Here is a 24,287-nt window from a genome sequence, read left to right on the forward strand (position 1 = left end):
AGTTTTTCCTCTGACTCTCTTTGTCCCCCTGTCTTTGATTCTCCCCATCCTCTGAGACAAGGGGACGCGGGGAGTTTTTCCTCTGACTCTCTTTGTCCCCCTGTCTTTGATTCTCCCCATCCTCTTATTTATGGGAAGCAGTACAAAATATATGTATGAAAACACGCAAACTCGTCCAATTCTGCGCTTTGTCCTTGGGTCTAATCCTAGTTAGCACCCCGATAGCTTATGCTCAAAGGGTATTTAGTCCCGTCCAACAACAAGCTTACCCCTCCCCAGCACTATTCGAGGAACTGACAAAGGCAAAAGTTATCTACCTGGGGGAAACTCACGATAAACCGCAAGATCACGCCGCGCAGTTACAGATTATACAAGCGCTGCACCAACGCAATCCGCGCATTGCAATCGCAATGGAAATGTTCCAGCGCCCCTATCAGTCATACATCGATCGCTATTTAGCAGACAATATTAACGAACAAGATTTGCGCGATCGCACCGAGTTCGATGAACGCTGGGGTTTCCCTTGGGAATATTATGCCCCCTTCCTCCGCTTTGCCAAAGCCAATCGACTCCCAGTAGTCGCCTTAAATGCATCCACAGAAATAGTCCGCCAAGTTGCCCGTCGCGGCTTACAAAGATTATCCCGCGAAGAACGACGATATATTCCACCCATCTCGGAAATTCGCACAGATGACCCCGCCTATCGCGAGGTGATGCAAGAAATTTACGAACAAAGCCATAAAGGTAAGGGCAACAGTAGTGGTTTTGAGCGATTTTTTCAAGCTCAAGTCGTCTGGGATGAAACAATGGCAGATAGTATCGTCCGATTTTTACAAGCCAACCCAGATTATCAAGTTGTAGTATTAGCTGGTAAAGGTCACGTCGCCTACGGATACGGAATTCCCAACCGCGTCGCCCGTCGCGTAGATGGGATTGTTCAGCGTACAATTCTATTAAATCCAGCCGAAGATACGCCACCCAGAAATAATACCCCCGCTGCCGATTTCTTTTGGTTTACTTACCAATAACGCCACAGGAGAAAGTTTTTATGCAAGTTACCGAACAGCGCTACTACTCTCTTGAAGAATATCTAGCACTAGAGGAAGTCGCCGACTACAAAAGCGAATACATCGACGGTGAAATAATTCCTATGGCAGGCGGATCTATCAATCATAATCAGATAGCTGGCAATTTCTATGCCGCGCTAAATTTTGCCTTCAAAAAACTCGATTACCGAGTGTTTATGAGCGATGTTCGTCTCTGGATAGCCACTAGACGCATCTACACTTATCCCGATGTCATGGTAGTCGTGGGAGAACCGGAGTATGTTAGCGACCGCACCGATACAATTACCAATCCCAAGGTAATTGTAGAAGTTTTGTCAGATTCAACCAAAGGGTATGACCAAAGTGGAAAATTTCAAGCTTACCGCACCCTACCGACTTTTGCAGAATACTTGCTGATTGACCAAACCAAAATCTATGTAGAACAGTATTATAAGACCGGCAATAAACAATGGTCATTCCGCGAATACGATACCGAAGATGAATCAATTTCTTTCACTTCCGTTCCCTTTCAAATTTCCCTCGCCGATGCGTACAACAAAGTGAAATTATAACAGGTTTAGATTTGTTGGTAATTGGTAATTGCTAATTGCTAATTGCTAATTGCTAATTGCTAATTTCATCTAAAATCTAAAATTACCCATTACCCTCGTGACCACGGCAGATCCTAGTAACGCCATTACCTATTACCCATTCCCCAAAAATTCCACAAATGGTTTAAATTCTGGCACTAATTCAGCGCGGCTAGCAACTAAAGTGGGCAAAGAACAACTAGCATAATTCTTAAGCGCTTGCAACGGGAAAATTGGTTCCTTACTTAACGATACCCAAGCACCCCCTGCTGCTTGAAGAATCACCCAAACTGCGGCAAGATCCCAAATTTTAGGCGTAGCTTCAACAGCACCTAAAGCCGCACCAGACGCAACAGCGAGAAAGTTATAACTAGCAACTCCCAGCATCCGAATTTTACACGGGAAAGGCTGTTTCATCACATCTGTACTTCTCGCACACAAGCTGAAAACGTGATTTTGACTAGGCGCGTCAGGGCTAGTGTGAATGGGACGGTTGTTTAAAAAAGCACCAGTCTTGGGTAATGGGTAATCGGTAATTGGTAATTCTTGATAGAAGCCGTGGAAGGATTGACCGAGTGGGGGGAAATGGACGTAACCAAATACAGGTGTTCCTTTATACAGCAATCCTAGTGAAATTCCCCAGACGGGAATTCCCCGGGTAAAGTTGGTTGTACCATCCAAAGGATCGATAACCCAACACCATTGGGACCCATGGAAAACATGTTCGGTTTCTTCAGTTAAAACACCGTGACTGGGAAAAGTGGCAGCTATTGCTTCTCGAAGTTCTTTATCCGCCCATTGATCTGCTTGAGTTACCAAGCTACCATCAGGCTTGCGAGAAGCTTGCACTTGTCCAAACTGGGTAAGTAGATAGTCACCAACTCTAGCAGTTGTCGTTTGGGCAAAGGTTAAAATATCAGTCCAAAAATCAGTCATTTGAGGTAATGGGTAATGGGTAATGGGTAATGGGTAATCTGAGATTTTTTTGAATTTTCATCTTAAATCTGCAATTAGCAATTAGCAATTACCAATTACCAATTATCAATTACCCATTACCAATCAGTCTAAATCGCCTTCCATGATGGTGGCGAGTGCTTGCTTAGCATTATCGCGGAATTCTTTCACGTTGACTCGTCCCAAAAACCATATCGCTGCTACCATTCCTGCTGCTTGCGTCGCAAACACCAAGCCGTATGATAGCACCGGAACGGTAAAAATAGCTTTCCCCACATCGAGGATAGCACCACCGATTACTACTGCGGAGCCGCGCGCGATCGCTTGCGCCAATCCCCAAGCACCCACAAACGTCCCTGCGGTTTCTGCTGCGGTTAAATCTAACATCAAACTCAGCGCCCCCGTCGTAGCAATTCCAGCAGATAAACCGAACAACACTAAAGTTGCCTGGAATAACTTCACATTAGCGCTAAACCCTGCCAAAATAATCAAGATAAAGCAAACCGCACAAGCCAAACAACCCAATCCAGTTGTTCTGCGCTTACCCAAACGGGGAATAATGAAAAATCCCGTTGCACTCAAACTCAGCAACATGCCAATTCCCCAAAAAGAATTCAATTGGGAACTTTGACCCACTGACAAACCAAACACTTGTCCGCCATAAGGTTCTAAAACCGCCTCTTGCAGAAACAAGCTTGTCGTCATCACCAACATAAATGTAAAAAATATCCCGGTTTGACGACTCGCCGTTAAAATTTTCAACGCTGTTCCCAACGTAATTTTATCTTCCCGCTTCACCATAGCCGAGCGAGAAGTATAGCGGGAATATTTCTTTTCTACGCCGAAAGTAGCCAGCAGCGCCAGTCCCAAAACAACGATTGGCACAATGAGAAACAGCCAATTAATCGACGCATTTAATGTCTCAAACGAAGGATTCGGACTCTCTAATGGCATCAACAAAATTTTGCTGGTAATGCCACCGATGACAATTCCACCTGTCAGCATTGTCCAGACAATTCCGATTAATTTACCGCGATTATCTTCATCGGAAACATCTACCAACAAAGCCATAAAAGTTGTCGAACTAGCACTTACAGCCAACCCGTACAGCGCAAAAATTAACGCCGCCAGCGCCGTCCAGCCATAAGTTTGCTCTGTCCAACTCCAACCGCCTGCCGCTTGCACCGCATTACCCAATTTCCAGATAATTTGTAGCGCTGCCGATAAGATAAACGTAAATAAAGCAGCACCAATCCAGATATAACCCGTGCGGTGATGACCCAACAGCGGTTTGGCATCAGACATCTGTCCAAACCAAATTCTTGCTGGCGCAACAAACTGAGAAATTGCTAGCGTAGCCCCGGTTACCGTCGCTGGAATTGCCAATTCTGCAATCATGACGCGGTTGAGTACCCCCAGGGTTAAAACTGCCAGGATACCTAACCCCATCTGAAATAAACCTAATCGGAACATCGTCAGCAGTTTGATTTTAGGCATTGGCTGACTTGCCGACTCTTGTTGATGTTTTGAAATACCACCCGTTGCCATTTTCTTTTCAGAGATCGACTATTTTATGTCCGACTTTCGATGGAACTAACTAATCTTTAACACAAACCGCTGTCGTGGTTACGTCTCCCTCCCTCTCACCAGCACCTGGGGAGCGACGATACACTAAAAGAATATGAATTTTTGTAAACAAAGGGTCAACCAGCGTGCAGACTATTACTTTAGGTCAAGATGGCCCGGTGGTCACGCCCCTGTGCGTCGGCACTTGGGCATGGGGAGACAAGCTGTTTTGGAATTATGGCAGTGACTACGGCCCAGTGCAGTTGCGGGAAGCGTTTGAAGCATCCTTGAATGGGGGAGTGAATTTCTTCGACACCGCCGAAGTATACGGCACGGGATTATCAGAGGAATTCCTGGGACAGTTCATCAAACAGATCGATCTTCCCGTCATCATTGCCACCAAATACGGCCCGATGCCGTGGCGCTTTACCGGACAATCGGTTGCAGATGCCCTCACAGCCAGTTTAAAGCGCCTGCAAGTAGAGCAAGTCGCGCTTTATCAGGTGCATTGGCCTTTTACGTTTTTCATGAGTCAAGAAACGCTGATGAATGCCCTGGCAGACGAAGTGCAGCGGGGAAGAATAGCCGCCGTTGGCGTCAGCAACTATTCTGCCGACCAAATGAGAGAAGCACACAAACTTCTCGCGGCAAGGGGGGTACGCTTGGCGACGAATCAGGTGCGGTATTCCTTGCTATCGCGGCAGGTGGAAACCCAAGGCATTGTGGATACGGCCCGCGAACTCGGCGTTACCATTCTGGCTTATAGCCCTTTAGCACAAGGATTGCTTACTGGCAAGTATTCGTTAGAAAACTTTAAAGAACCGACGGGGGCGAGGCGGTTTGATTCTCGTTTCAGCCGCAAAGGGTTAGAAAAAATCGCGCCCGTAATATCATTACTGCGTGAACTGGGAGATAAATACGATCGCACAGAGGCTCAAGTTGCGCTGAATTGGTTAATTGCTCAAGGCAACGTCATTCCCATTCCAGGGGCAAAAACAGCCGAACAAGCCAAGCAGAATGCTGGAGCATTGGGCTTTTCACTGCAAGGCGATGAAGTAGCCAAATTAGAGCAAATAACTCGTACTTTTAGGTAATGGCTAATGGCTAATGGCTAATGGCTAATGGCTAATGGAGTTCCCAGGCATAAGCCGTGGGAACGACGGTAATGGCTAAGATTTTAAGCAATTAGCAATTAGCAATTAGCAATTAGCAATTAGCAATTACCATTACTCGTCTTCGGCAAACACAAAGCGATACAATTCGCTGGGGTCGGGTTCGGGGCTAGATTCAGCGAATTGAACTGCATCGTCTACAACTGCTTGAATTTTGCGGTCGATGTCCTTGAGTTCTTCAGCAGTGGCTAAATTTTGCTCGGTGAGGTAGGCGGCGAACTTTTTAATTGGATCGCGGGTAAACCAGAATTCCTTTTCTTCTTTAGAGCGAAGTTCATCTGGATCGGCGAGGGAGTGACCCCGGAAGCGGTAGGTGAGGGCTTCTATTAGGGTAGGTCCTTCACCGGCACGGGCGCGAGCGATCGCTTCTTTCGCCACCGTATATACAGCCAACGCGTCCATCCCATCTACCTCGACCCCTGCCATCCCGAAGGCATGGGCTTTCTTGTAAATTTCCGGATCGCTGGTAGCGCGTTCGTGAGCCATGCCAATCGCCCACTTATTATTTTCTACCACGTACAGAATCGGCAACTTCCACAGCGCCGCCATATTCAAGCACTCGAAAAACTGACCGTTATTGCAAGCGCCATCACCAAAAAAGCAAGCCGTTACTTGGTCAGCACTGGCGTCGCCCATCGTTTCTTTGCGGTATTTCGATTGAAACGCCGCCCCCGTCGCCACGGGAATGCCCTCGGCAACAAACGCATAGCCCCCTAGCAGACGATGGGGGGAAGAAAACATGTGCATCGAACCGCCGCGACCTTTAGAACAACCAGTCGCCTTGCCAAATAATTCTGCCATCACTTCCCGCGCCGGTACGCCAGCACTCAAAGCGTGGACGTGGTCGCGGTAGGTGCTGCAAACGTAATCCTCATCCGGGCGCATTGCCTTGATGACGCCAGAAGATACGGCTTCTTGACCGTTATAGAGGTGGACAAAACCGAACATTTTGCCCCGATAGTACATTTCGGCGCACTTATCCTCAAACAAGCGCCCCAAAACCATGTCTTCGTAAACTTTCAGTCCTTCTTCCTTAGTAATTTGTGCGGAAGCAGCTGGAAAGACTGGGAGGGTTCGTTCTTTAACCATCGATCTGTTGTATCCTTTCGGCAAGACTCAAAGTCAAATCTGTTTCCAGTATCGGGCCCCAACGGCAGCCTGGTGTATTTTGTAGTAATATTCCGCTCCAATTTAAGGGAAGAGTTAGGACTAGCTACAATAGGCGTGCGATCCGATCTTCAACCCTTGCTTTGGTTCCAAGTGTGGGCAAGAGCGGGAGAGCGTTAAAAAAATTCCCTTGACTTTGGTCTTGGGAGTGTCAATGATACCATAAGCTAATTCAGTCGTTCGCCGTTAGGGAAGTGGGCTGTGCGTATACCACTTGACTATTATCGAATTCTGGGTCTACCGATTCAGGCAAGTACAGAACAGTTGCAGCAAGCATATCGCGATCGCGTCCAACAACTGCCGCGACGCGAATACTCAGAAATTGCTATTCTTGCTCGCAAACAACTGCTCGACGAAGCCTATGGGGTTCTTAGCGATCCAGAACAGCGTAGCGCCTACGATGCCAGTTTCTTCACCAAAACCTACGCGAGTGATTCCCCACAACGAACCGAGTCGCCCACAACTGCTGCGGCGGCATCGGTGGAACCAAATGCTTACCCCGAACCTCCCAGTATCGATATTTCTGACGAAGAGTTTTTGGGAGCCTTGCTGATTCTGCAAGAATTGGGAGAATACGAACTGGTCTTGCATTTAGGTCGCTCCTATCTGAGCAGTTCCTCAACCGAAATCGAAACCGGCAGGTTTGGCGAACCCAAAATTGCCAGAGCAGACATGGTTTTAACCGTCGCCCTAGCCTGTTTAGAATTGGGGCGCGAGCAATGGCAGCAACGCCGTTATGAAGATGCCGCTGCAACTCTAGACGGCGGTCAAGAATTGCTATTACGCGAAGGTTTATTTGCTGGCGTCCGAGGCGAAATCCAATCGGACCTCTATAAGCTACGTCCTTACAGAATATTAGAATTGCTAGCACTGCCATTGGAAGAAACCCAAGAGCGACGCAAAGGTGTGCTGCTGTTACAAGAAATGCTAGTCGAACGCGGCGGCATCGATGGTGCAGGCAACGATCAATCCGGGTTAAACAAGGAAAACTTTCTCCGTTTTATCCAGCAATTGCGCGTCTATCTCACCAGCGCCGAGCAGCAGGCTTTGTTTGAAGAAGAAGCCCGTCGTCCTTCGGCAGTAGCTACTTATTTAGCAGTGTATGCCCTCTTGGCACGCGGTTTTACCCAGCGACAGCCAGAACTAATCGGGCGCGCCAAGGTACTGCTAATGCGTCTGGGGAAACGCCAAGATGTATATCTGGAGCAATCGATCTGCGCCCTGCTTTTGGGACAAACCGACGAAGCATCTCGCGCTTTGGAGTTGTCGGGAGAATATGAGGCTTTAGCTTTTATTCGCGAACATTCCCAAGGGGCACCGGATTTGTTGCCGGGACTGTGCCTTTATAGCGAACGCTGGTTGCAGGAAGAAGTGTTTCCTCACTTCCGCGACTTGGCAGAGCAACAAGTTTCTTTAAAAGATTACTTCGCCGACGATCGCGTGCAGACGGCGCTGGAATCGCTGCCAAAAGACACAGAAGCAACTAACCAGTGGGAAGCGATCGCTACTGACCGGATATCCACCCCAGCAGCATCCCCATCCACCACTCAAGCGGAACGGGAAGCAATCGAACGTCTGAAATCTCAGATGCAGCGAACTCAAGCTTTAATTGAATCCCGCTTGAGTACCCAAATCGGAGCAAACATCAAGACGGACTTGCCCCGCACCTCCTCGACCCCCTTATCTGGATCCGGCGAAGCAACTCTGAGCGCCTTGTTAGGAAAAGCTGGTGCTTCGATGCCTCCAACACCGCTGCCTACGGCTGAGCGCGTGGCAAATGGTTCAATAGGGGCAGCCAATCAAACGGAAACTTACCCTGGGGAAGGGATGCCAGCCTCTAGCGTCGGCGCTCCCATCAGGGAATCGGTTACCTTCGCTCCAGGGGCTTCCTTACGCCAACCAACGCCACCAGGCGGTGCCACAACAGCAGCGTTGCAGCATCGACCCGGTGGGTCTTCCACCAGACGCGGCCGGCGAGGCCGCACGAATCGATGGCTAAAACAGAAACTGGAGAATTTGTCAAGGGGTTGGCGCAACTTGGTGTCACCGGCTGCCAATTCCTCAAAGGCAGCTAAACAAAAGCGGCTGATATTGCTCTTGGGTGGCGTGTTGGGCATCGGAGTACTGCTATTTTTGTTGATCCAAGCCATCGGAGCGCTCAACAGAAACTTACAACAAGCGCGATCGCCCGTTAAACGAGAACAGTTAGAGGTAAGCCTCGATAAATCCTTGTTAGAACCGTCCGCAATTGCCAGAGATCGATTAACTGCACCGGGACCAATCACAGAAGAAGTTGCCCAACAAGTGATTCAGACCTGGTTAGATCGTAAAAAAGAAGCGTTTGGGTCGAACCACGAAATCGAGCGATTAGCTCAAATATTAGTCAACCCAGCGCTGGCGCGATGGGAAGCGATCGCTCGCACGGCAAGGAGAAACAACTGGCATCGCGAGTTCGAGCATACGATTGAAAACAATTCGATCCAGATCCCCCAGGGCGATGCAAATCAAGCCAAAGTAGAAGCACAGGTACGCGAAGTTGCCAAACACTACAGAGGCGAGCGATTAGTGCAAAGAGAATCTTACGATTCTAATCTGCGGGTTCAGTATGACTTGGTGCGCCAAAACGGTCGGTGGTTCATCCGGGATATGACTGTTTTAAAGTAGCCTTTCCTCAGTAGTCAGCAATCAGCTGTCCGAGTGGTGCGATCGTCAGTAGTTGGTGGTAGGGAAGAACCTCCCTTGTCTTCCTTCCCTTCCTTGCTTTCGAGGGTCTTCCTCGTCTCATTTATAACCAAATGGTGCGCGTGAATCGCAAGCCAACTTATGACCATCTACTCGTAACCTATGACTAACACTCTATTCGATATTTATACCCCTCTAATTCTCTGGACGGGTTTAGGAATACTGTTGTTTCGGTTTATACCAAACTCCCTGCCTCGGTGGTTGGGGCGCGCGCTTTTTTGGGTTGGGGTACCGATAGAAATTCTGGCACTAGCTCGACAGACGAACTTTTCTGGAAATTGGGGGTTAGCGCCCTTGGTGACGTTAGTAGCCTTAACCTTGGGACTGGGACTGTCTTGCTTATGCTGGCAGGTGTTGCGGAGTCCAGCTTTACCAAAGCCCAATCAGAGCTGGTTTAATCGATCGCGCGAGGGTAGTTTTATCTTGGCAGCGATGCTGGGAAACACCGGGTTTGTGGGGTTAGCGCTCGCTCCTTATTTAATCGAGTCCGACTCCCTGAATGTAGCAGTCTTCTACAGCATCGCTCACAACCTTTTTGGCCCCTATGTTTTTGGCGTTCTAGTTGCCAGTTATTTTGGTCGGTTCCATAGCGAGCATCGCTGGTGGCTTAACCGGCGCGATTTATTGATCGTGCCTTGCCTGTGGACGTTTATCTTGGGCTATTTGACTAAATCGATTGAATTTCCTTATTTTATTGCATCTGGACTCGAAGCTTCGATTGGAGTTGTCAGTTGCAGTGCCTTTGTGCCGATCGGGATACGACGGGCGCAAATCTCAGGTTGGAAAAGTTTTCCGATGGCGCTGATTCCCAGTAGCTTAAGAGTTGCGATCGTGCCAGGACTCATTGGCTGTTTTTGTTTGACTGACACAGAAACCCGGTTTTTCTAAAAAACCGGGTTTCTTGACCTCGCTGCTTTGTCAAGAAATCTTGATATTCTGGCCAAGGGTTTTGGCGGGTTTGTTAACAAATCATGACAAAACGATCCCCGATTTGCCTATAAAAGCGTAGATCTACTCATAATCGCCCCACACACCTCTTGACCTGATCGAGGACTTTTCTGCAACATATCCTTAACAAATCGCAACTCACACAAGAGCAAATGCCCACGTGTCTTTGGAGTGTTGCTGGTGTCAAATGAACGCAGTCTCGCTTGAGAGAGAAGCTCAATGCTGGAGTTCAGCTCAAACGTAGCAGCGGGAAATAGCCACATCGCTTCCAAGAAAAAATGGGCAGAGCTATCCAAAAATGTAGCGTTGAGAGAAAAGCAATATTTTGACTGGGAACATAAAGGCAAGACATAGCTGTTACTCAAAGTACTGGAGAACGCATTTATGGCAAAAGAACGCCCACCTTTAGAAGAAATGACCCTGCGGCAACTACGTAGAGTAGCCAGTGAGTGTGGTATTTCTAGATACAGCAGGATGAGAAAGTCGCAACTACTGGCAGCGATACAGGAAGTACAACGCAGCAGAATTTCACCGAGTCAATCTAATACGCAGGAGGTACAAGAAGCCGTGGAAGCAACAAAATTTGAAGTGGGTCAAGAAGATAACTTTGGTGAAGACCTCTCATCCGTCGATGAAGAGCTAGCCGAGTTACCTGGTGGTTATGGTGAAAGCCAGATAGTTCTCCTGCCGCGCGATCCGCAATGGGCTTATGCTTATTGGGATATTCCGAACGATTGCAAGGAAGAACTGCGACGAGCAGGGGGACAACAAATCGCCCTACGGTTGTACGACGTAACCGACATCAACCTGGATAGCCAAAGTCCCCATAGCATTCAGGAGTATCCCTGCGACGAGCTAGCAAGGGAATGGTATCTGCCGGTACCAGTGAGCGATCGCGACTACGTAGTCGATATTGGCTACCGCACTGCTGATGGTCGCTGGCTCGTTTTAGCTCGTTCCGAAGCTGTGCGCGTTCCCCCGCTCTATCCCTCCGACTGGGTAGAAGAGCAATTCATCACCGTTTCTTGGGATGAAGAACTGCGGGGTCGAACATTGCTGGAGCTAGACCCCGCCAGCAAGCGGATAACAGTGGTTCAAAGTCCCATTGACAAAATGTTTGGCCCTGCCGCAGACACCGAAGCACAACGAATTGCCGGTTCTCTGTTCGGCTCCATGCAGCAAGTCCCTGGTTCTATATCGGGAGTCAGTTCCTACGCCGTAAGTTCCTACGAAGTTAGTTCTTACGCTGTAAGTTCCTATGAAGTCAGCTCCTACGCTGTTAGCTCTTACTTTCCAGCCGTAAGTTCCTACGGGGTCAGTTCCTACGGCGTCAGTTCTTACGCCGCCGCAGTTAGTTCCTACGGGGTCAGTTCCTACGGCGTCAGTTCTTACGCCGCCGCAGTCAGTTCCTACGGGGTCAGTTCTTACGCCGCCGCAGTTAGCTCCTACGGGGTCAGTTCCTACGGCGTCAGTTCTTACGCCCCCGCAGTTAGCTCCTACGGGGTCAGTTCTTACGGCGTCAGTTCTTACGCCCCCGCAGTTAGCTCCTACGGGGTCAGTTCTTACGCAGTCAGCAGCTATGTCCCGGCAGTCAGCTCCTATGAGGTAGTTAGCAGTTACGTTCCAGCAGTAAGTTCCTACGGTGTTAGTTCTTACGTTCCAGCAGTAAGTTCCTACGCCGTCAGTTCTTACGTTCCAGCAGTAAGTTCCTACGGCGTTAGTTCTTACGTTCCAGCAGTAAGTTCCTACGCCGTCAGTTCTTACGTTCCAGCAGTCAGTTCCTACGGCGTTAGTTCTTACGTCCCGGCAGTCAGTTCCTACGGCGTTAGCAGCTATGGGGTACCAGTAAGTTCTTACGCGGTGAGTTCCTACGAAGTTGGCTCTTATTCAGTGCCGGTAAGTTCTTACGCCGTCAGTTCTTACGAAGTTGGCTCTTATTCAGTGCCGGTCAGTTCTTACGCTGTCAGCAGCTACGCCATACCAGTCAGTTCTTACGCAGTAAGTTCCTACGAAGTCGGCTCCTACTCGGTGCCGATCAGTTCTTACGCGGTAAGTTCCTACGAAGTTGGCTCCTACTCGGTGCCGGAAAGTTCTTACGCGCTCAGTTCTTACGCGGTGAGTTCCTACGAAGTCAGCTCTCACGCGCTCAGTTCCTACGCGATGCCGCGTCAGTTCTGGCTGATTGCTGATGCTGAACTGATTGTTTACGGTGCGACGGAACCCGATGCTACCGTGACGATTGGTGGCCGTCCAATTAAACTGAATCCCGATGGCACGTTCCGCTTCCAGCTGTCGTTCCAGGATGGTGTAATTGACTTCCCGATTGTGGCAGTTGCTAAGGATGGCGAGCAAAACCGTTCGATTCACATGAACTTTAAGCGCGAAACTCCATCGCGGAATACCAATACTAAGGCAGAAGCCGTTCAAGAATGGTTCTCCTAATTTTAGATTTTAGATTTCGGATTGGAGGAGATTGGTGAAAACCCAAAATTTGGGAAACCGAGCCGTCAACCAATAATCCATCTAAAATTTCTATCCCCCGGCAGAGGTCGGGGGCTTCTTATTGGACGACGAACCTATCACCTTTGTTTCTGGGTAAATTTATGGTGACAAAGCGACGATTTTTCAGAGAAACTTTGGTGTTTGCGTCAGTCCTGAAATCAAAAACAATACCTACTTATGACACCGGCAGAAATTGGTAGTAAGCTCGCGGAATTATTTGGAGCGGATTTGCAAGCGAACGCTCCCAACTCCTGGCAGGTAGACACGCCTTCAAAGCGCCTGTTAGTATTACTTTCAGACGACCAATCTTGGCTGCGACTCTTAATTCCCATCACTTCAGCACAAGCAGCTCAACCTTTCCTCGAACAACTTTTAGAGGCCAACTTTGACACAACCCTAGAAACCCGCTACGCTTTGTATCAGGGAGTTTTATGGGGTGTATTTCAACACAGTTGCGAAAGTCTGACTTCTGTTGACTTCGAGTCTGCCGTAACCCAACTTTTGTCGTTGCACCAAAGGGGTATATCTGACTTCTTCAACCAGCTTGTAGAAAGTCGTATCCGTCAAATTATCAAGGCTGCTAAGCAGCAAGGACAAACCCTGGAAGCCACACTCCAAACTGTAGATCGTTTCTACGAAGAAGGACTCATGGGCGACATCAATCAAGGTTCAGCCGGACGCGAAGAAACAATGTCAGCATGGCGGTATCAATTAGAACGTCTTTGGCCTGAAGTGAGCTAATTGGTAATTGCTAATTGCTAATTGCTAATTGCTAATTGCTAATTGTTTTTTCGATTAGCTATTAGCCATTAGCAATTAGCAAAAAATAATAAAAAGGTACTAGATTAATGGACATTATTGAAATTCTAAAACAGGACTATCAAAGATTTCCAGTTGACCAGACTTACAGCATTTATGCCGAAGATGTGTTTTTTAAAGACCCCCTCAACGAGTTTCGGGGTATTGAGCGGTATAAGCAGATGATAGGGTTTATCGGCACTTGGTTTTTGAACCTAAAACTCGATCTGCACGACATTCGCCGCGACGGAGATACGATTCTGACTCGCTGGACGCTCTCGTGGAATACTCCCCTACCCTGGAAACCCCGCATTTCTATTCCTGGCTGGAGCGAGTTACGACTAAATGCAGATGACTTGATTGTCTCCCACATCGATTATTGGGATTGTTCGCGTATCGATGTTTTGAAACAACACCTATTTCTCTCAAATAATCGATAAAGTAAAGTAATGTAAACAATTCTCAGGCAGGACAGGGAAATCATGCGTTTAATTCTGATGACGGGGAAAGGGGGAGTGGGAAAAACCTCCGTTGCAGCAGCTACGGGACTTCGTTGCGCTGAACTGGGTTATAAAACGCTCGTTCTCAGTACCGATCCTGCTCATTCGCTGGCGGACAGTTTTGACATGGAACTGGGACACGAAGCGCGACTGGTTCGTCCCAACTTGTGGGGTGCGGAATTGGATGCCCTAATAGAATTAGAACAAAACTGGGGAGCGGTTAAGCGCTACATTACCCAAGTTTTGCAGGCGCGGGGACTCGATGGCATTCAGGCGGAAGAATTGGCAATCTTACCAGGGATGGATGAAATATTCGGCTTGGTACGCATGAAACGCCACTACGATGAAGGCGAGTATGATGTTTTAATTATTGACTCGGCTCCTACAGGTACGGCGCTGCGATTGCTCAGTTTACCAGAAGTTAGTGGCTGGTATATGCGGCGTTTTTATAAGCCGTTTCAAGGCATTTCTGTGGCGCTTAGACCGCTAGTTGAACCTATTTTTAGGCCAATAGCTGGTTTTTCCTTGCCTGATAAAGAAGTTATGGATGCGCCTTACGAATTTTACGAACAAATAGAAGCATTGGAAAAAGTTTTAACCGATAATACTCAAACTTCGGTGCGCTTGGTGACGAATCCAGAAAAAATGGTAATCAAGGAATCTTTACGCGCCCATGCTTACTTGAGTTTGTATAATGTTGCGACAGATTTAGTTGTGGCTAATCGGATTATTCCGAACGAGGTGCAAGATCCCTTCTTCCAGCGGTGGAAAGAGAATCAAAAGGAATATCGTCAAGAAATTTACGATAACTTTCATCCTTTGCCGGTGAAGGAAGTTCCTTTATTTTCAGAAGAAATGTGCGGTTTGGCGGCACTAGATCGGTTGAAGGAATTGCTTTATAAGGATGAAGATCCTAGTAAAGTTTATTACCAAGAAACAACTGTCCGCGTAGTGCAAGAAAAAAATCAGTACAGTTTGGAACTTTACTTGCCGGGAATTGCGAAAGACCAAATTCAGTTGAGTAAAACTGGGGATGAATTGAATGTGAGGATTGGGAATCATCGCCGCAATTTAGTTTTGCCCCAAGCTTTGGCAGCGCTGCAACCTGCTGGTGCGAAGATGGAAGAAGATTATCTCAAAATCCGGTTTGCTGAAGTGGCGAGGGTATAATTAGAAACCGGGTTTCTTGCAGAAACCCGGTTTCTGGGGCGATCAAGTTAACGATTTTCACGAGGTAGTGTTGGATTACTGGGAATCACCAGAGGAAGAAGGTTGCCCAATAGCATTTATCAGAGTTTGTTTGTTGGGTGATTCTTCTGATGAATTATGAGAAAAAGATTCGATAAGTTGGCGTTTTGCGTCAAGAATTTCAGAGGGATTTTCAGACCAAGCTGAGAGTGCTTGCGAGAGGTATTCGATATTATCTGGTAGAGGAGCAACTAGGTGATATAACTCAGTCAAGTCATCAGGAGAAAAGCGCGATAGCTGCTCGTTTAACAGTACAATAAAAGCAGCGACATTCTGTTGGGAAGATAAGATAGTTTGGCTCCTAATTTGCTCAGCGGTTTGCTGAACTACTTCCAGAGGCAAATCTAATGCTTGGGCAATTTGCTCCAAACTTAAACCCATTGGCAGCAGTCGCGCTATGGCTTATAACTTGGCTTGCCGCTCACCTTCTTTGTTTACCTTCTTCTGAGCCTTCTTGTTTAGCTTCCTGATAAACTTTAGTTTGTTTGAGTTCGCTTAAACCAAACATAGCTTCAATCTCCTGGCGGCTCTTTTGCGGTAATTTGTAGACAATAATTGTCTCAATTAAATTGATGAGGTTATTCTGAACAACTTCATCGGTTATTTGTTGCTTCGCTTGCTCGACTAAGCGTCTAATAACTAGCTTAACAACTCCCACGCCTAGAGAGTTTTCTGCTGCTGCCCCTAATTCATCCAAGTATATTCGTCTCACCTGCTCCAAAGCTAGAAGTTGACCAAAATGTAAATTCTGTTCTCGTTCGGCGCTACGATTGGGATAGATGACGACCATCCGCCAAGGATGGGGTGGCTTGTACTGCCTTAAGTAGACGAAAAGTTCGCCAAACAAGCGGTAGTAACTCAAGTTGCTAGTTATCTCTCTGGGAGCGGCTAATGGCGTTACTAGGCTCTGCCGTGGTCACGAGGCTAATGGCGAGATTGGTAAAAATCCTATATTAGCAATTAGCAATTAGCAATTAGCAACGCCAAAGTTTATAACTAGCAACTTGCGGTAGTATAGGTCTGGATCTGGCTGAAACTGAACTTCAACTAGGTAGAGAGGTTTTTCCGGTTCGCTGGTTGTTGGCAAGAATAAACCGTCTAGACGGAAGGCAAGCTGTTTGACTTCGCGGGACTTTTGGATAACTCCTGCAATTCCTCCCTGGCGAACAATACACTAGCTTCTATCGGTTCGCCGCGATCCATCGTTCCGGGCAATCTCCATCAGCCGATCGGCGATCGCAATCGGTACTCTTATTGTTCTCGTTCGCCCTAAATTCCAACTTGGGGCTGGTCCTCTGCTACCGCGCTGGATGTCATCGGTCATCTGCTTATTCGCATCAGGCTACATTCTTGATACAAGTTTGCCAGAGAACGCCTCATCCGCCCCGCTTAATAACCTGTGTCAGGTTTTATTAACAGAACTTACCCACGACTAACCTATCACCTTTGTTTCTGCGTAGATCTGTGGGTGTTAAACTCCATGTTCTCACCACCAAGGACAGCAGCCGTGATTGAGTCTTTTCTGTGATAACCGCACCATAAAAGTGTATAGAGATTTTCATTTTTTCTTGTAAACTCATTCAGGTTGTCAACACACAAAACCAAGTGCCTTTCCTCCCCTTTTTCATCAACTGAATTCATTTCGATTTCCTTGCGAATACTAGCAAAGCTCCCAGATGCATTTTGTGCTTTTACTTGATGTATTGCAACACATTGATTAGATTTGACTTCCCGCTTCCGGCCGCTTTCTCCAACCAAAGTATTGGAGCAACAGTACATAAAGCACTAGGAAGTGTAACGTATGCCGCCAAGATAGGAATTTGAATGTGAGCATGAGGAATGACAAAAAAATTACTGAACAATTCAATCATGTTTTGGAAAAAACTTAAATCGTCATTCCAGGGTTATTCATCTGTGCAAATAAACTCCCTGATATTTTTGGATTCTGGCATAAGGCAATAAAGAGTAACTGAAAACATTTATCAGATTGCTTGTGTTTTTTATGGACTTACGACCCTCTAGAAGCCTCTTAGAGGGAAGAATGATTTTGACGAAAGGAGGTGAAAGGAAGTCACCAAACACTTGAAAGCTTGAACAATTGGCTGGTTAGCACCAGATTCCGGTTCTGGGTGTCGGGGGTTCAAATCCCTCCGCGATCGTTTGTAGTCAGGACTTTAGTCCTTATTCTTCATCGTCTACTGTCTTACCCTGCACTCCCTTAACAATGCGCGACAACTGGGTTTTCTCATCCACTATAATCCGAGAGGGAGAACCGCTAATAATTCGTTCGTAGTTGCGGAAGGAATCCTTAATTTCTGCCCCGCGTTCGCTGATGGTATATTCCCTAATCCCTTTATCGTGCCACGAACCCCGCATTTTAAACACGTTAATCGCCCGCGACATTTCGCCGCGAATTTCTACGTATTGCAGCATTAAAATCGTGTCTGTAATTGTAGAAATATGGGAATCCGTAATCGAATGGGACCCCATAAACTGATCGGTCGTGTTGGTAAAAAAGCCGGTAATTTCTTCTTGTTTGGCAAAACCCGTCACCCCAATCACGAACTGACGGAAGGCATTGTTGCTCACCCCTCGCGCTAACGCTGACAGCGAGTCAATCGCAATTCGGGAAGGTTTAAACGCCGCAATTTCTGTTTTAATTATCTGCAAGTGGTCTTCTAATCCAGCGGATTCTGGATAGGCGCAGATAATTTTCAGCAAACCTTTTTGTTCAAAATCTTCAAAATCAATCCCCCAAGAATAGGCGTTGCGCGACAGTTGAGCGCGGGATTCTTCATAAGCAAATAAAATCGCTCGCTCGTTTTTGTCGCAGGCATTTTGGATAAATTTGCTCACCAAAAGTGTCTTGCCCGTTCCCGTCGCTCCCGTCGCCAAAATAATCGAATCTTTGAAGAAACCACCGCCGCACATTTCGTCCAAGGTTTTGACGCCAGAAGAAACCCTCGCATTGGAAGAGCGTTGTGTCAATCGCATTGCTCCTAAGGGGAAAATGTTAATGCCATCGTTGGTAATCGTGAAAGGATATTCTCCTTTCATGTGAGTCGTACCGCGCAATTTGAGGATTTCAATCGTGCGGCGGCGGCGTTCTCCTTCTAAAACGTTGCGGAGAATGACCACATTATCCGAGACAAATTCTTCCACGCCAAATCGAGCTACAGCGCCGTATTCTTGCTCGCGTTCGGTGGTCATAATCGTGGTAACGCCTACCTGCTTCAGGCGTGCTACCAGGCGAAAGATTTCCCGCCGCACTACGCTTGCTGCATCGTACTGCTGAAACACCGCCGTTACCGAGTCGATGGAAACTCGTCTGGCTTTATATTTACGAATCGCGTATTGCAGGCGCTCGATCAAAGCAGATAGGTCAAAATTGCCTACTACATCCTGCCCTTCTGGATCGGGGGATGCATCTAGAATAAATAGCTTGCCATCTTCGATTAATTTTTGTAAATCCCAGCCAAAGCTATGAGCATTTTTGATAATATCTGTCGGTGATTCTTCAAATGTGACAAAAACACCTGGTTCATCAAAATACGTAATGCCGTTGTAGAGGAACTGCGCGGCTAATAATGTTTTGCCCGTTCCAGATGTACCGCTGACCAACGTTGCTCTACCAACTGGCAAACCTCCGTGAGAGATATCGTCGAAACCCTCAATCAGGGTGCGGATTTTCTCAACACCTACCTTTACCGATTCATTTTGCTGCCCAATCTGATTCTTTTGATTCATTTTTTGAACTAAAAGTTATAAGCGGTCTTTCCGATGCTAAATCAACCTGTTATATACTACATCTAACACAAAACTTGTCAACTCCGTTGTTCTGCTTGGGTTTATAAACCCAATCCTTCATCTTCTTCCCGCAGTTCTTCATAAAGCAGATCTAACCCTATCAAAACTTTCTCCCGGTCTGACAGATCGCCAATGATTTTGCGAACCGGAGGAGGCAATATTTTAGCCAGGGTGGGCGTTGCCAGAATTTTATCTTCCTCGGCAAGTTGCGGACTTTTTAGCACATCAATCACTTTCAGTGCGTAGACCCCTTGAAATTCTTCTTCCAGAATATTTTTTAGTGTTTTTAAAGCTCTAACCGAGTTGGGCGTATTGCCAGCGACATATAGTTTGAGAACGTATGTCTTTTTGAGTGGACTCATAAATTTTTTCATGGTCTATTATTGAATGTTCATAGTTTATTGTAAGCGAATTGCTATGAAATCTGCCCCCTGAACTCTGAACCTTTTATTAAGAATCTCTGGGGATGGAACGGCGGTACATTTCGCAGAGGTGGGCAATCACATCGATTAGGGTCAGTCGGTAATCCAATAAGATTTCATCGCTGCGGCCTTCTAATTTGAGTTGTTTGGAGAGATCGTCCATCAATTCCATATGAATTTCCACAATTTGAGTCACTGCGATATCGCAAAAAAAGGCTTGATTGACAAACTCATCAATTTTTTGATTCAAAAGGTCGTCTTTAGAAAAGTAAGTCAGGACAATCTCACGGTAGTCTGCTTTGAGTTGCTCGAGAAACTCTTGTTTCTGCTCCGATGAAAGATTGCGGAAAAAGTTTTGGGGATTTCGTTTATAGTACACGCCTAAGTATCCTAACCGCTCCCGGAGTTTTTCAGCCAGCCTGTGCTGCTGTTCTTGCAGAAAAGTTTGGGTTTTAACTTCTATGGTGTCGTCAGACATGGAGGATGGAGAGGAATCGGAAAGCCTCGGCGAAAGCTCTAGAAACAGAGTAATGGCTTGGTCGATGTAGCGAGGAATTTCGCTGAGTTGGGTAATTGATATGCGAACAGCAGCATTTTGATAAAAAAAGTTGGTATCTTCTGAGATTGAGTTAGCTGCTAGAGGGGTGGCGTTTGGGGTGGGACTCAAACTAGAGTCTTTGGCATCTAGCTCGACCTTTAAAATTACCAGGGGTAAGAGAGTCCCTTGCTGGTGTAGTTGGGTAAGCAAGGGCAATAACTGTGGGTCATCTTGTAGAATCAGGCAATCGGGCAGTTGATTTTCTGGCTCGGCTTTTCGCAAAAACTCTTCCTGAGAGTAGATTTGAGTTAGCACATAGCGATCGCTACTCAAAAAGTGAGACAGCGACTGAGCCAGCGGCTCAGAACGTAGGTAGGTGAAAATAGATAGTCGCGATCCCACAACTTTAGACAATAAAAGAATCTGCTAAACAAACCAGCATACCCAGGTGGGTAGGGTGATACCGTCCCAGGCACAATACAATGCTTAACATTTAAGCTAACATTTGTTGAATTGTAATTAATTGTAATGGCTAAGAGTGCCTAAGCCTCTGGCAAGGCTCATAATTAAGCCAGACACTATTTTGCTCCCGCGTAACTCGGTGGCGAAAAAATTTCTACCGATGGTGGCATGGCTGACTCCTGTATACCCACTCATGCAAGCTGGCTCTAAAGCCGCATGGGGCATGGTTTGGGAGCGCCCAATAGCCTGAGCAAGGCTGATCCCGTTGAGGTTAGAAATCTGGTCAGCCAGGAGAATGATTAATCTTATGCCTAGTCCCTGTCTGAAAGAATTTATCACGACCGTTCCCACCTGCCTGGGGAAAACTGCTTTAACCACCGTGTTAAAGATTTTCAGCCAAAATCGGTGCGCCAGCTTGGTAGTGGTAACCGAACAGGAATATCCGCAGGGGGTGCTGCACCTGAGCAGTTTATTGCCTTATATGATGGCCGATCTGGGGCAAGAAACTGCTGACTCCCAGCAAGCAGGAGCAGCTCGACAGAGTAATGTTTCTCATCCTAATTACCAAGAACCCCTATCCGCACTGGGTCTATCGATTATTGCGCCAGTGGCAACCTTAAGCGCCGATTTGACTTTACAGCAATTTTGGCCTCGCGTCCAAGAGCGCCCTGACTGGGCGATTGTTGACCGCAGCGGCAAGTTTTTGGGACTGCTCGATACTGGGCGCCTGTGGCAATTTTTGCTCGCTCATCCCCAAGCTGAATTAGCCCGTGAGGAACCGCCACGACGGGGTAGCGCCGCCAAAGTCGAGGAAAATTCCCTCGATGCTGCTCTTACGCTCAATCCCCTGCTGCAACTTTTAGAGCGACTGCCAATACCAGTAATGTTGCAAACCAGTGGCGGCATGGTGCTTCAGCAAAATTTGGCTTGGCAAAGACACTTCAGCGCCTTGCAAGATCCGGACTGGCTGAGACAAGAAGCCGCTACGCTCCTAGAAGCAAGACCAACCCAAGCAGCGCATCTGGGCGCTGCTAGTTCCCCAAAACGAAGCCACGGTCCATCTTTACAAGGCAGAACAAATCCGCGCCCGGTGTCAACACCAAAAGAATCGAATGGCGAGGTTTTGAGGTTGGCAACCCTGACCAAGGACAATCCTACCCCGTTGAGCCAGAAAAAAGGAAAAAGTAAAGGGAAAGACGTTAAAGGGCAAGCGCCAGCAGCTGGCGCTCAACCGCATCGGGATGCGAGCGTCTCGCTTTGGCCTACTTTACCACCAACAGAGGCAGCCAATTTGCCTAACCTGTGTCAAATTGGCCCAGATCCAAATAGCTGCGTTTGTGTCTGCCCGATGGAAAATGGTGCGGATCGAGTCTGGCAATTTGTCAAAATTCCTCTGGGCAATATTTTATCGCAGCAGGAGGTAAAACGAGTCACGGCGATCGCAGAGGCACCGTTGCTCGACTCGGCGTCGTTTCGCCTTGCTAAGATTCAAGCTAGCGCCCAAGGTGCCACCGCGAGGGATGTGCTGCTGGATGTGGGACACGCATTACCAGGGAGCGACCTGTGGCTGGTGCTGGCTCAGGACGTGACCGAACAGCAGCAAGTCGCCAAGGAATTGGCAGCTAAAAATGCCGATTTAATGCAGCTAAATCGGCTCAAGGATGAATTTTTAGCTTGTATCAGTCACGAACTGAAAACGCCCCTCACCGCAGTTTTGGGGTTATCCAGCTTGCTCAAAGATCGGTTGCTGGGAGAACTAAACGATCGCCAAATTCGCTATGCCAGATTGATTCACCAAAGCGGACGCCATCTGATGGCGGTGGTCAACGATATTTTGGATCTGACTCGGATCGAAACCGGGCAAGTCGAGCTGATGCTAACTGCTGTGGATATACCAACGGTATGCGATCGCGCCTACGAGCAAGCCCGACAGGTGTATGCAATGCAAAATAACTCAGACTCGGAAGAAAGCGATAGCGAGGCGATAGAACCTCGCTTTACTCTAGAAATCGAACCGGGTTTAAATAGCTTTGTCGCCGACGAGTTGCGCCTGCGCCAGATGTTGGTTCACCTGTTGTCCAATGCCTTAAAATTTACAGACCCCACAGGATCTATCGGTCTGCGGGTGAGTCGTTGGGAAGGCTTTTTTGCTTTTTGTGTTTGGGATACCGGGATTGGCATCCCAGAAGAGAAGCAGCACTTAATCTTTCAAAAATTTCAGCAATTGGAAAGCCCCCTCACCCGTCAGTTCCAGGGTACCGGCTTGGGGCTGGTTTTAACCCAGCGCTTGGCGCACCTGCACGGTGGCGATGTCAGCTTTATTTCTTCTGAAGGCGCTGGCAGTCAGTTTACCCTGCTTTTACCTCCTTGCCCGCCAGGGGGAGCAGGGGAGCAGATGAGGAGGGGAACTCTTGAGCAGGGGAGAAAAACCAGGCAATTTGCCATCACCGATACCAGATCGCGATTGGTTTTAATTGTGGAGGGAACTTCGCGGTTTATCGAAGATTTGACTCAAAAGCTGACGAGTTTGGGGTATAGAGTCGCGATCGCTCGATCTGGCACCGAAGCGTTGGCAAAGGCGAGGGCGTTACAGCCCCTGGCGATATTGCTCAATCCGGTGCTGCCGCTGCTGTCGGGGTGGGATCTGCTAACGCTACTAAAATCCGATCCTCAAACTCGTCACATTCCAGCAATCGTGACGGCAACAATGGTAGAAAAAAAACACGCTTTGAGCAACCGAGCCGATGATTTTTTAAGCCTGCCGGTAGAATTGGAGGCGCTGCGAAACTGCTTGGAGCAATTGACAACAGTCCCGACGGCAGAAAATCAACCGCAACCTCCCGCCACCAAGCTGACAATTTTATACCTAACCCGGAGCGATGGCACCGGAGCGGGGGACACCCATCTGAGTCAGGTTTTGCATCGCCATCATTACCGAGTCCTAGAAGCTGATGACCTAGAGCAAGCGGAACTTTTAGCGAGAATTTGGCAACCCCGCGTTGTTTTGCTCGAGCGAGAAATTGCCGATCCTTTAAACTACCTACAAAAGCTAAGTCAGCACCAAGCTTTAGCAATTCTGCCCTTGGTGACGCTCGATCGAGCGCTCGCTCTGGCAGCGAATCAAGTCAAGGGTTTGTCGGTCTTTCCTTGTTTGGAACCCCCCGGTTCCCCAAGCGAAACTTCTGCCGTATTGCAGGCAATTCAAGTCGCCGCCGGAATGAGTTGGAAGCCGAATATTTTAGTCGTCAATATCTCGATGCTGCCTGACTTAAACTGCTCTGTTGCTCCCGCACCATCCCTTCTCCCTGCTGCGGATGCACCCAATCACCAGGGTAAAAAGCGGATTGAGTGGTTGCACGCCCTGATTCAGTACCTACAAACCGCTGGGTTTAAAGCAGCGATCCCTCGCACTTGGGATGAAGTTTTGCGACAAATTCAACATCGCAGCGTTGACTTACTGCTGATCGAGTTGGAACAGTCAGCCCCCCATCCAGCAGCGATCAAGGTTTTCCATGCTTTGAGACAGTTTGACTCCAGACCTCCAACCTTGGTGCTGCTTCGGGGAACAAAGGGATGGGATTATACTTCAGAATGCGAGGATTGTCAATACATAAAACAAAGTGAAGCGACGCCAGAGTTTCTGACTCCGGCGCTAGTGGAACTGGTACAGGAGGTGGCGACCCACATCATACCTGCTGCGGTGTCGATGAAAGAATTGTTAGAGCAAATTCGCCAAGGATTGGGGACTGGGGATTAGTTCTGGTATAGTATACTTCGCAAGTTGATCAACTGACACAAAAGGTGATTCCCAGAGAAAACTGGCAA

The 24,287-nt window shown here is 47.7% G+C and carries 21 protein-coding genes and 1 pseudogene; 11 read left to right on the forward strand and 11 right to left on the reverse strand.

The genetic code is table 11. The features are described 5' to 3' along the window. Positions 1-155 precede the first annotated feature (155 nt). Both ACE1CM_RS41840 and ACE1CM_RS41845 read left to right on the forward strand, forming a co-directional pair. Complete coding sequence (locus ACE1CM_RS41840; protein WP_374885165.1) at positions 156-1,028, forward strand: ChaN family lipoprotein; 873 nt, start codon at positions 156-158, stop codon at positions 1,026-1,028. 20 nt (positions 1,029-1,048) lie between these two features. Then, positions 1,049-1,618, forward strand: coding sequence for a Uma2 family endonuclease (locus tag ACE1CM_RS41845; protein ID WP_374885167.1), 570 nt, complete (start codon positions 1,049-1,051; stop codon positions 1,616-1,618). Between the two features lie 132 nt (positions 1,619-1,750). On the opposite strand, the gene ACE1CM_RS41850 is transcribed toward ACE1CM_RS41845, so the two are convergent. Together ACE1CM_RS41850 and ACE1CM_RS41855 are read right to left on the reverse strand one after the other, a co-directional pair. After that, positions 1,751-2,572 (reverse strand): inositol monophosphatase family protein, encoded by an 822-nt coding sequence (locus ACE1CM_RS41850; protein ID WP_374885169.1) that lies wholly within the window; start codon positions 2,570-2,572, stop codon positions 1,751-1,753. A gap of 123 nt (positions 2,573-2,695) precedes the next feature. After that, positions 2,696-4,138 (reverse strand): BCD family MFS transporter, encoded by a 1,443-nt coding sequence (locus tag ACE1CM_RS41855; RefSeq protein WP_374885171.1) that lies wholly within the window; start codon positions 4,136-4,138, stop codon positions 2,696-2,698. Positions 4,139-4,302: 164 nt separating this feature from the next. Here ACE1CM_RS41855 and ACE1CM_RS41860 point away from each other — a divergent pair, with 164 nt between their 5' ends. Beyond that, positions 4,303-5,250 carry an aldo/keto reductase gene (locus ACE1CM_RS41860; RefSeq protein ID WP_374885172.1) on the forward strand — a complete coding sequence of 316 codons (948 nt, stop codon included), beginning with the start codon at positions 4,303-4,305 and terminating at the stop codon, positions 5,248-5,250. A 132-nt stretch (positions 5,251-5,382) separates the two neighbouring features. Here ACE1CM_RS41860 and pdhA read toward each other — a convergent pair whose 3' ends face one another. Then, complete coding sequence (gene pdhA / locus ACE1CM_RS41865; protein WP_374885174.1) at positions 5,383-6,417, reverse strand: pyruvate dehydrogenase (acetyl-transferring) E1 component subunit alpha; 1,035 nt, start codon at positions 6,415-6,417, stop codon at positions 5,383-5,385. Positions 6,418-6,696: 279 nt separating this feature from the next. Here pdhA and ACE1CM_RS41870 point away from each other — a divergent pair, with 279 nt between their 5' ends. From ACE1CM_RS41870 to ACE1CM_RS41900, 7 genes are all read left to right on the forward strand, one after another. Then, positions 6,697-9,159, forward strand: a complete 2,463-nt coding sequence (locus ACE1CM_RS41870) for an IMS domain-containing protein (RefSeq protein ID WP_374885175.1) — start codon at positions 6,697-6,699, stop codon at positions 9,157-9,159. Between the two features lie 180 nt (positions 9,160-9,339). Next, entirely contained in the window at positions 9,340-10,125 is a 786-nt protein-coding gene (locus tag ACE1CM_RS41875; protein ID WP_374885177.1) for an AEC family transporter, read from the forward strand. A gap of 279 nt (positions 10,126-10,404) precedes the next feature. Next, positions 10,405-10,539 carry a hypothetical protein gene (locus ACE1CM_RS41880; protein WP_374885179.1) on the forward strand — a complete coding sequence of 45 codons (135 nt, stop codon included), beginning with the start codon at positions 10,405-10,407 and terminating at the stop codon, positions 10,537-10,539. Between the two features lie 30 nt (positions 10,540-10,569). Then, a complete protein-coding gene (locus tag ACE1CM_RS41885; RefSeq protein WP_374885181.1) occupies positions 10,570-12,627 on the forward strand; it encodes a DUF4912 domain-containing protein in 2,058 nt (685 codons plus the stop codon). 237 nt (positions 12,628-12,864) lie between these two features. Continuing rightward, the gene (locus ACE1CM_RS41890) at positions 12,865-13,428 is read left to right on the forward strand and encodes a hypothetical protein (protein WP_374885182.1); all 564 of its coding nucleotides are present in this window, start codon (positions 12,865-12,867) and stop codon (positions 13,426-13,428) included. Between the two features lie 107 nt (positions 13,429-13,535). Next, positions 13,536-13,925, forward strand: coding sequence for a DUF2358 domain-containing protein (locus ACE1CM_RS41895; protein WP_374885184.1), 390 nt, complete (start codon positions 13,536-13,538; stop codon positions 13,923-13,925). 42 nt (positions 13,926-13,967) lie between these two features. Continuing rightward, complete coding sequence (locus tag ACE1CM_RS41900; protein WP_374885186.1) at positions 13,968-15,155, forward strand: TRC40/GET3/ArsA family transport-energizing ATPase; 1,188 nt, start codon at positions 13,968-13,970, stop codon at positions 15,153-15,155. Positions 15,156-15,230: 75 nt separating this feature from the next. Here the strand turns inward: ACE1CM_RS41900 and ACE1CM_RS41905 are convergent, their stop codons facing one another. The 8 genes and pseudogenes from ACE1CM_RS41905 to ACE1CM_RS41940 form a co-directional block, all read right to left on the reverse strand. Then, entirely contained in the window at positions 15,231-15,614 is a 384-nt protein-coding gene (locus ACE1CM_RS41905; protein ID WP_374885188.1) for a hypothetical protein, read from the reverse strand. Between the two features lie 40 nt (positions 15,615-15,654). Further along, positions 15,655-16,095: an Rpn family recombination-promoting nuclease/putative transposase gene (locus ACE1CM_RS41910; RefSeq protein WP_374885190.1), complete on the reverse strand. Its 441-nt coding sequence runs from the start codon at positions 16,093-16,095 to the stop codon at positions 15,655-15,657. A 153-nt stretch (positions 16,096-16,248) separates the two neighbouring features. Further along, positions 16,249-16,359 (reverse strand): annotated as a pseudogene (locus ACE1CM_RS41915) (DUF2887 domain-containing protein); the annotation flags it as partial. Positions 16,360-16,407: 48 nt separating this feature from the next. After that, positions 16,408-16,557: a hypothetical protein gene (locus ACE1CM_RS41920; protein ID WP_374885192.1), complete on the reverse strand. Its 150-nt coding sequence runs from the start codon at positions 16,555-16,557 to the stop codon at positions 16,408-16,410. Positions 16,558-16,673: 116 nt separating this feature from the next. Then, on the reverse strand, positions 16,674-16,991 hold the full coding sequence (locus ACE1CM_RS41925) for a hypothetical protein (RefSeq protein ID WP_374885194.1): 318 nt from the start codon (positions 16,989-16,991) through the stop codon (positions 16,674-16,676). A 423-nt stretch (positions 16,992-17,414) separates the two neighbouring features. Next, entirely contained in the window at positions 17,415-18,980 is a 1,566-nt protein-coding gene (kaiC, locus tag ACE1CM_RS41930) for a circadian clock protein KaiC (RefSeq protein ID WP_374885196.1), read from the reverse strand. Positions 18,981-19,081: 101 nt separating this feature from the next. Further along, positions 19,082-19,402 (reverse strand): circadian clock protein KaiB, encoded by a 321-nt coding sequence (gene kaiB / locus ACE1CM_RS41935; RefSeq protein WP_226581197.1) that lies wholly within the window; start codon positions 19,400-19,402, stop codon positions 19,082-19,084. 88 nt (positions 19,403-19,490) lie between these two features. Continuing rightward, positions 19,491-20,414 (reverse strand): circadian clock protein KaiA, encoded by a 924-nt coding sequence (locus tag ACE1CM_RS41940; RefSeq protein ID WP_374885197.1) that lies wholly within the window; start codon positions 20,412-20,414, stop codon positions 19,491-19,493. Positions 20,415-20,769: 355 nt separating this feature from the next. Between ACE1CM_RS41940 and ACE1CM_RS41945 the strand changes: the two genes are divergently transcribed. Further along, a complete protein-coding gene (locus ACE1CM_RS41945) occupies positions 20,770-24,219 on the forward strand; it encodes an ATP-binding protein (RefSeq protein WP_374885198.1) in 3,450 nt (1,149 codons plus the stop codon). The last annotated feature ends 68 nt before the right edge of the window (positions 24,220-24,287 follow it).

Origin of the sequence: Microseira sp. BLCC-F43, from assembly GCF_041929235.1 — a bacterium.
Classification (GTDB): domain Bacteria; phylum Cyanobacteriota; class Cyanobacteriia; order Cyanobacteriales; family Aerosakkonemataceae; genus Microseira.

What these genes read in the sequence shown, in the direction of transcription:
- ACE1CM_RS41840 (WP_374885165.1), top strand. Translation starts at nt 156, where the DNA reads ATGAAAACACGCAAACTCGTCCAATTCTGCGCTTTGTCCTTGGGTCTA.
- ACE1CM_RS41845 (WP_374885167.1), top strand. Translation starts at nt 1,049, where the DNA reads ATGCAAGTTACCGAACAGCGCTACTACTCTCTTGAAGAATATCTAGCA.
- ACE1CM_RS41850 (WP_374885169.1), bottom strand. Translation starts at nt 2,572, where the DNA reads ATGACTGATTTTTGGACTGATATTTTAACCTTTGCCCAAACGACAACT.
- ACE1CM_RS41855 (WP_374885171.1), bottom strand. Translation starts at nt 4,138, where the DNA reads ATGGCAACGGGTGGTATTTCAAAACATCAACAAGAGTCGGCAAGTCAG.
- pdhA (WP_374885174.1), bottom strand. Translation starts at nt 6,417, where the DNA reads ATGGTTAAAGAACGAACCCTCCCAGTCTTTCCAGCTGCTTCCGCACAA.
- ACE1CM_RS41875 (WP_374885177.1), top strand. Translation starts at nt 9,340, where the DNA reads ATGACTAACACTCTATTCGATATTTATACCCCTCTAATTCTCTGGACG.
- ACE1CM_RS41880 (WP_374885179.1), top strand. Translation starts at nt 10,405, where the DNA reads ATGCTGGAGTTCAGCTCAAACGTAGCAGCGGGAAATAGCCACATCGCT.
- ACE1CM_RS41885 (WP_374885181.1), top strand. Translation starts at nt 10,570, where the DNA reads ATGGCAAAAGAACGCCCACCTTTAGAAGAAATGACCCTGCGGCAACTA.
- ACE1CM_RS41890 (WP_374885182.1), top strand. Translation starts at nt 12,865, where the DNA reads ATGACACCGGCAGAAATTGGTAGTAAGCTCGCGGAATTATTTGGAGCG.
- ACE1CM_RS41895 (WP_374885184.1), top strand. Translation starts at nt 13,536, where the DNA reads ATGGACATTATTGAAATTCTAAAACAGGACTATCAAAGATTTCCAGTT.
- ACE1CM_RS41900 (WP_374885186.1), top strand. Translation starts at nt 13,968, where the DNA reads ATGCGTTTAATTCTGATGACGGGGAAAGGGGGAGTGGGAAAAACCTCC.
- ACE1CM_RS41905 (WP_374885188.1), bottom strand. Translation starts at nt 15,614, where the DNA reads ATGGGTTTAAGTTTGGAGCAAATTGCCCAAGCATTAGATTTGCCTCTG.
- ACE1CM_RS41920 (WP_374885192.1), bottom strand. Translation starts at nt 16,557, where the DNA reads ATGACCGATGACATCCAGCGCGGTAGCAGAGGACCAGCCCCAAGTTGG.
- kaiC (WP_374885196.1), bottom strand. Translation starts at nt 18,980, where the DNA reads ATGAATCAAAAGAATCAGATTGGGCAGCAAAATGAATCGGTAAAGGTA.
- kaiB (WP_226581197.1), bottom strand. Translation starts at nt 19,402, where the DNA reads ATGAGTCCACTCAAAAAGACATACGTTCTCAAACTATATGTCGCTGGC.
- ACE1CM_RS41945 (WP_374885198.1), top strand. Translation starts at nt 20,770, where the DNA reads ATGCCTAGTCCCTGTCTGAAAGAATTTATCACGACCGTTCCCACCTGC.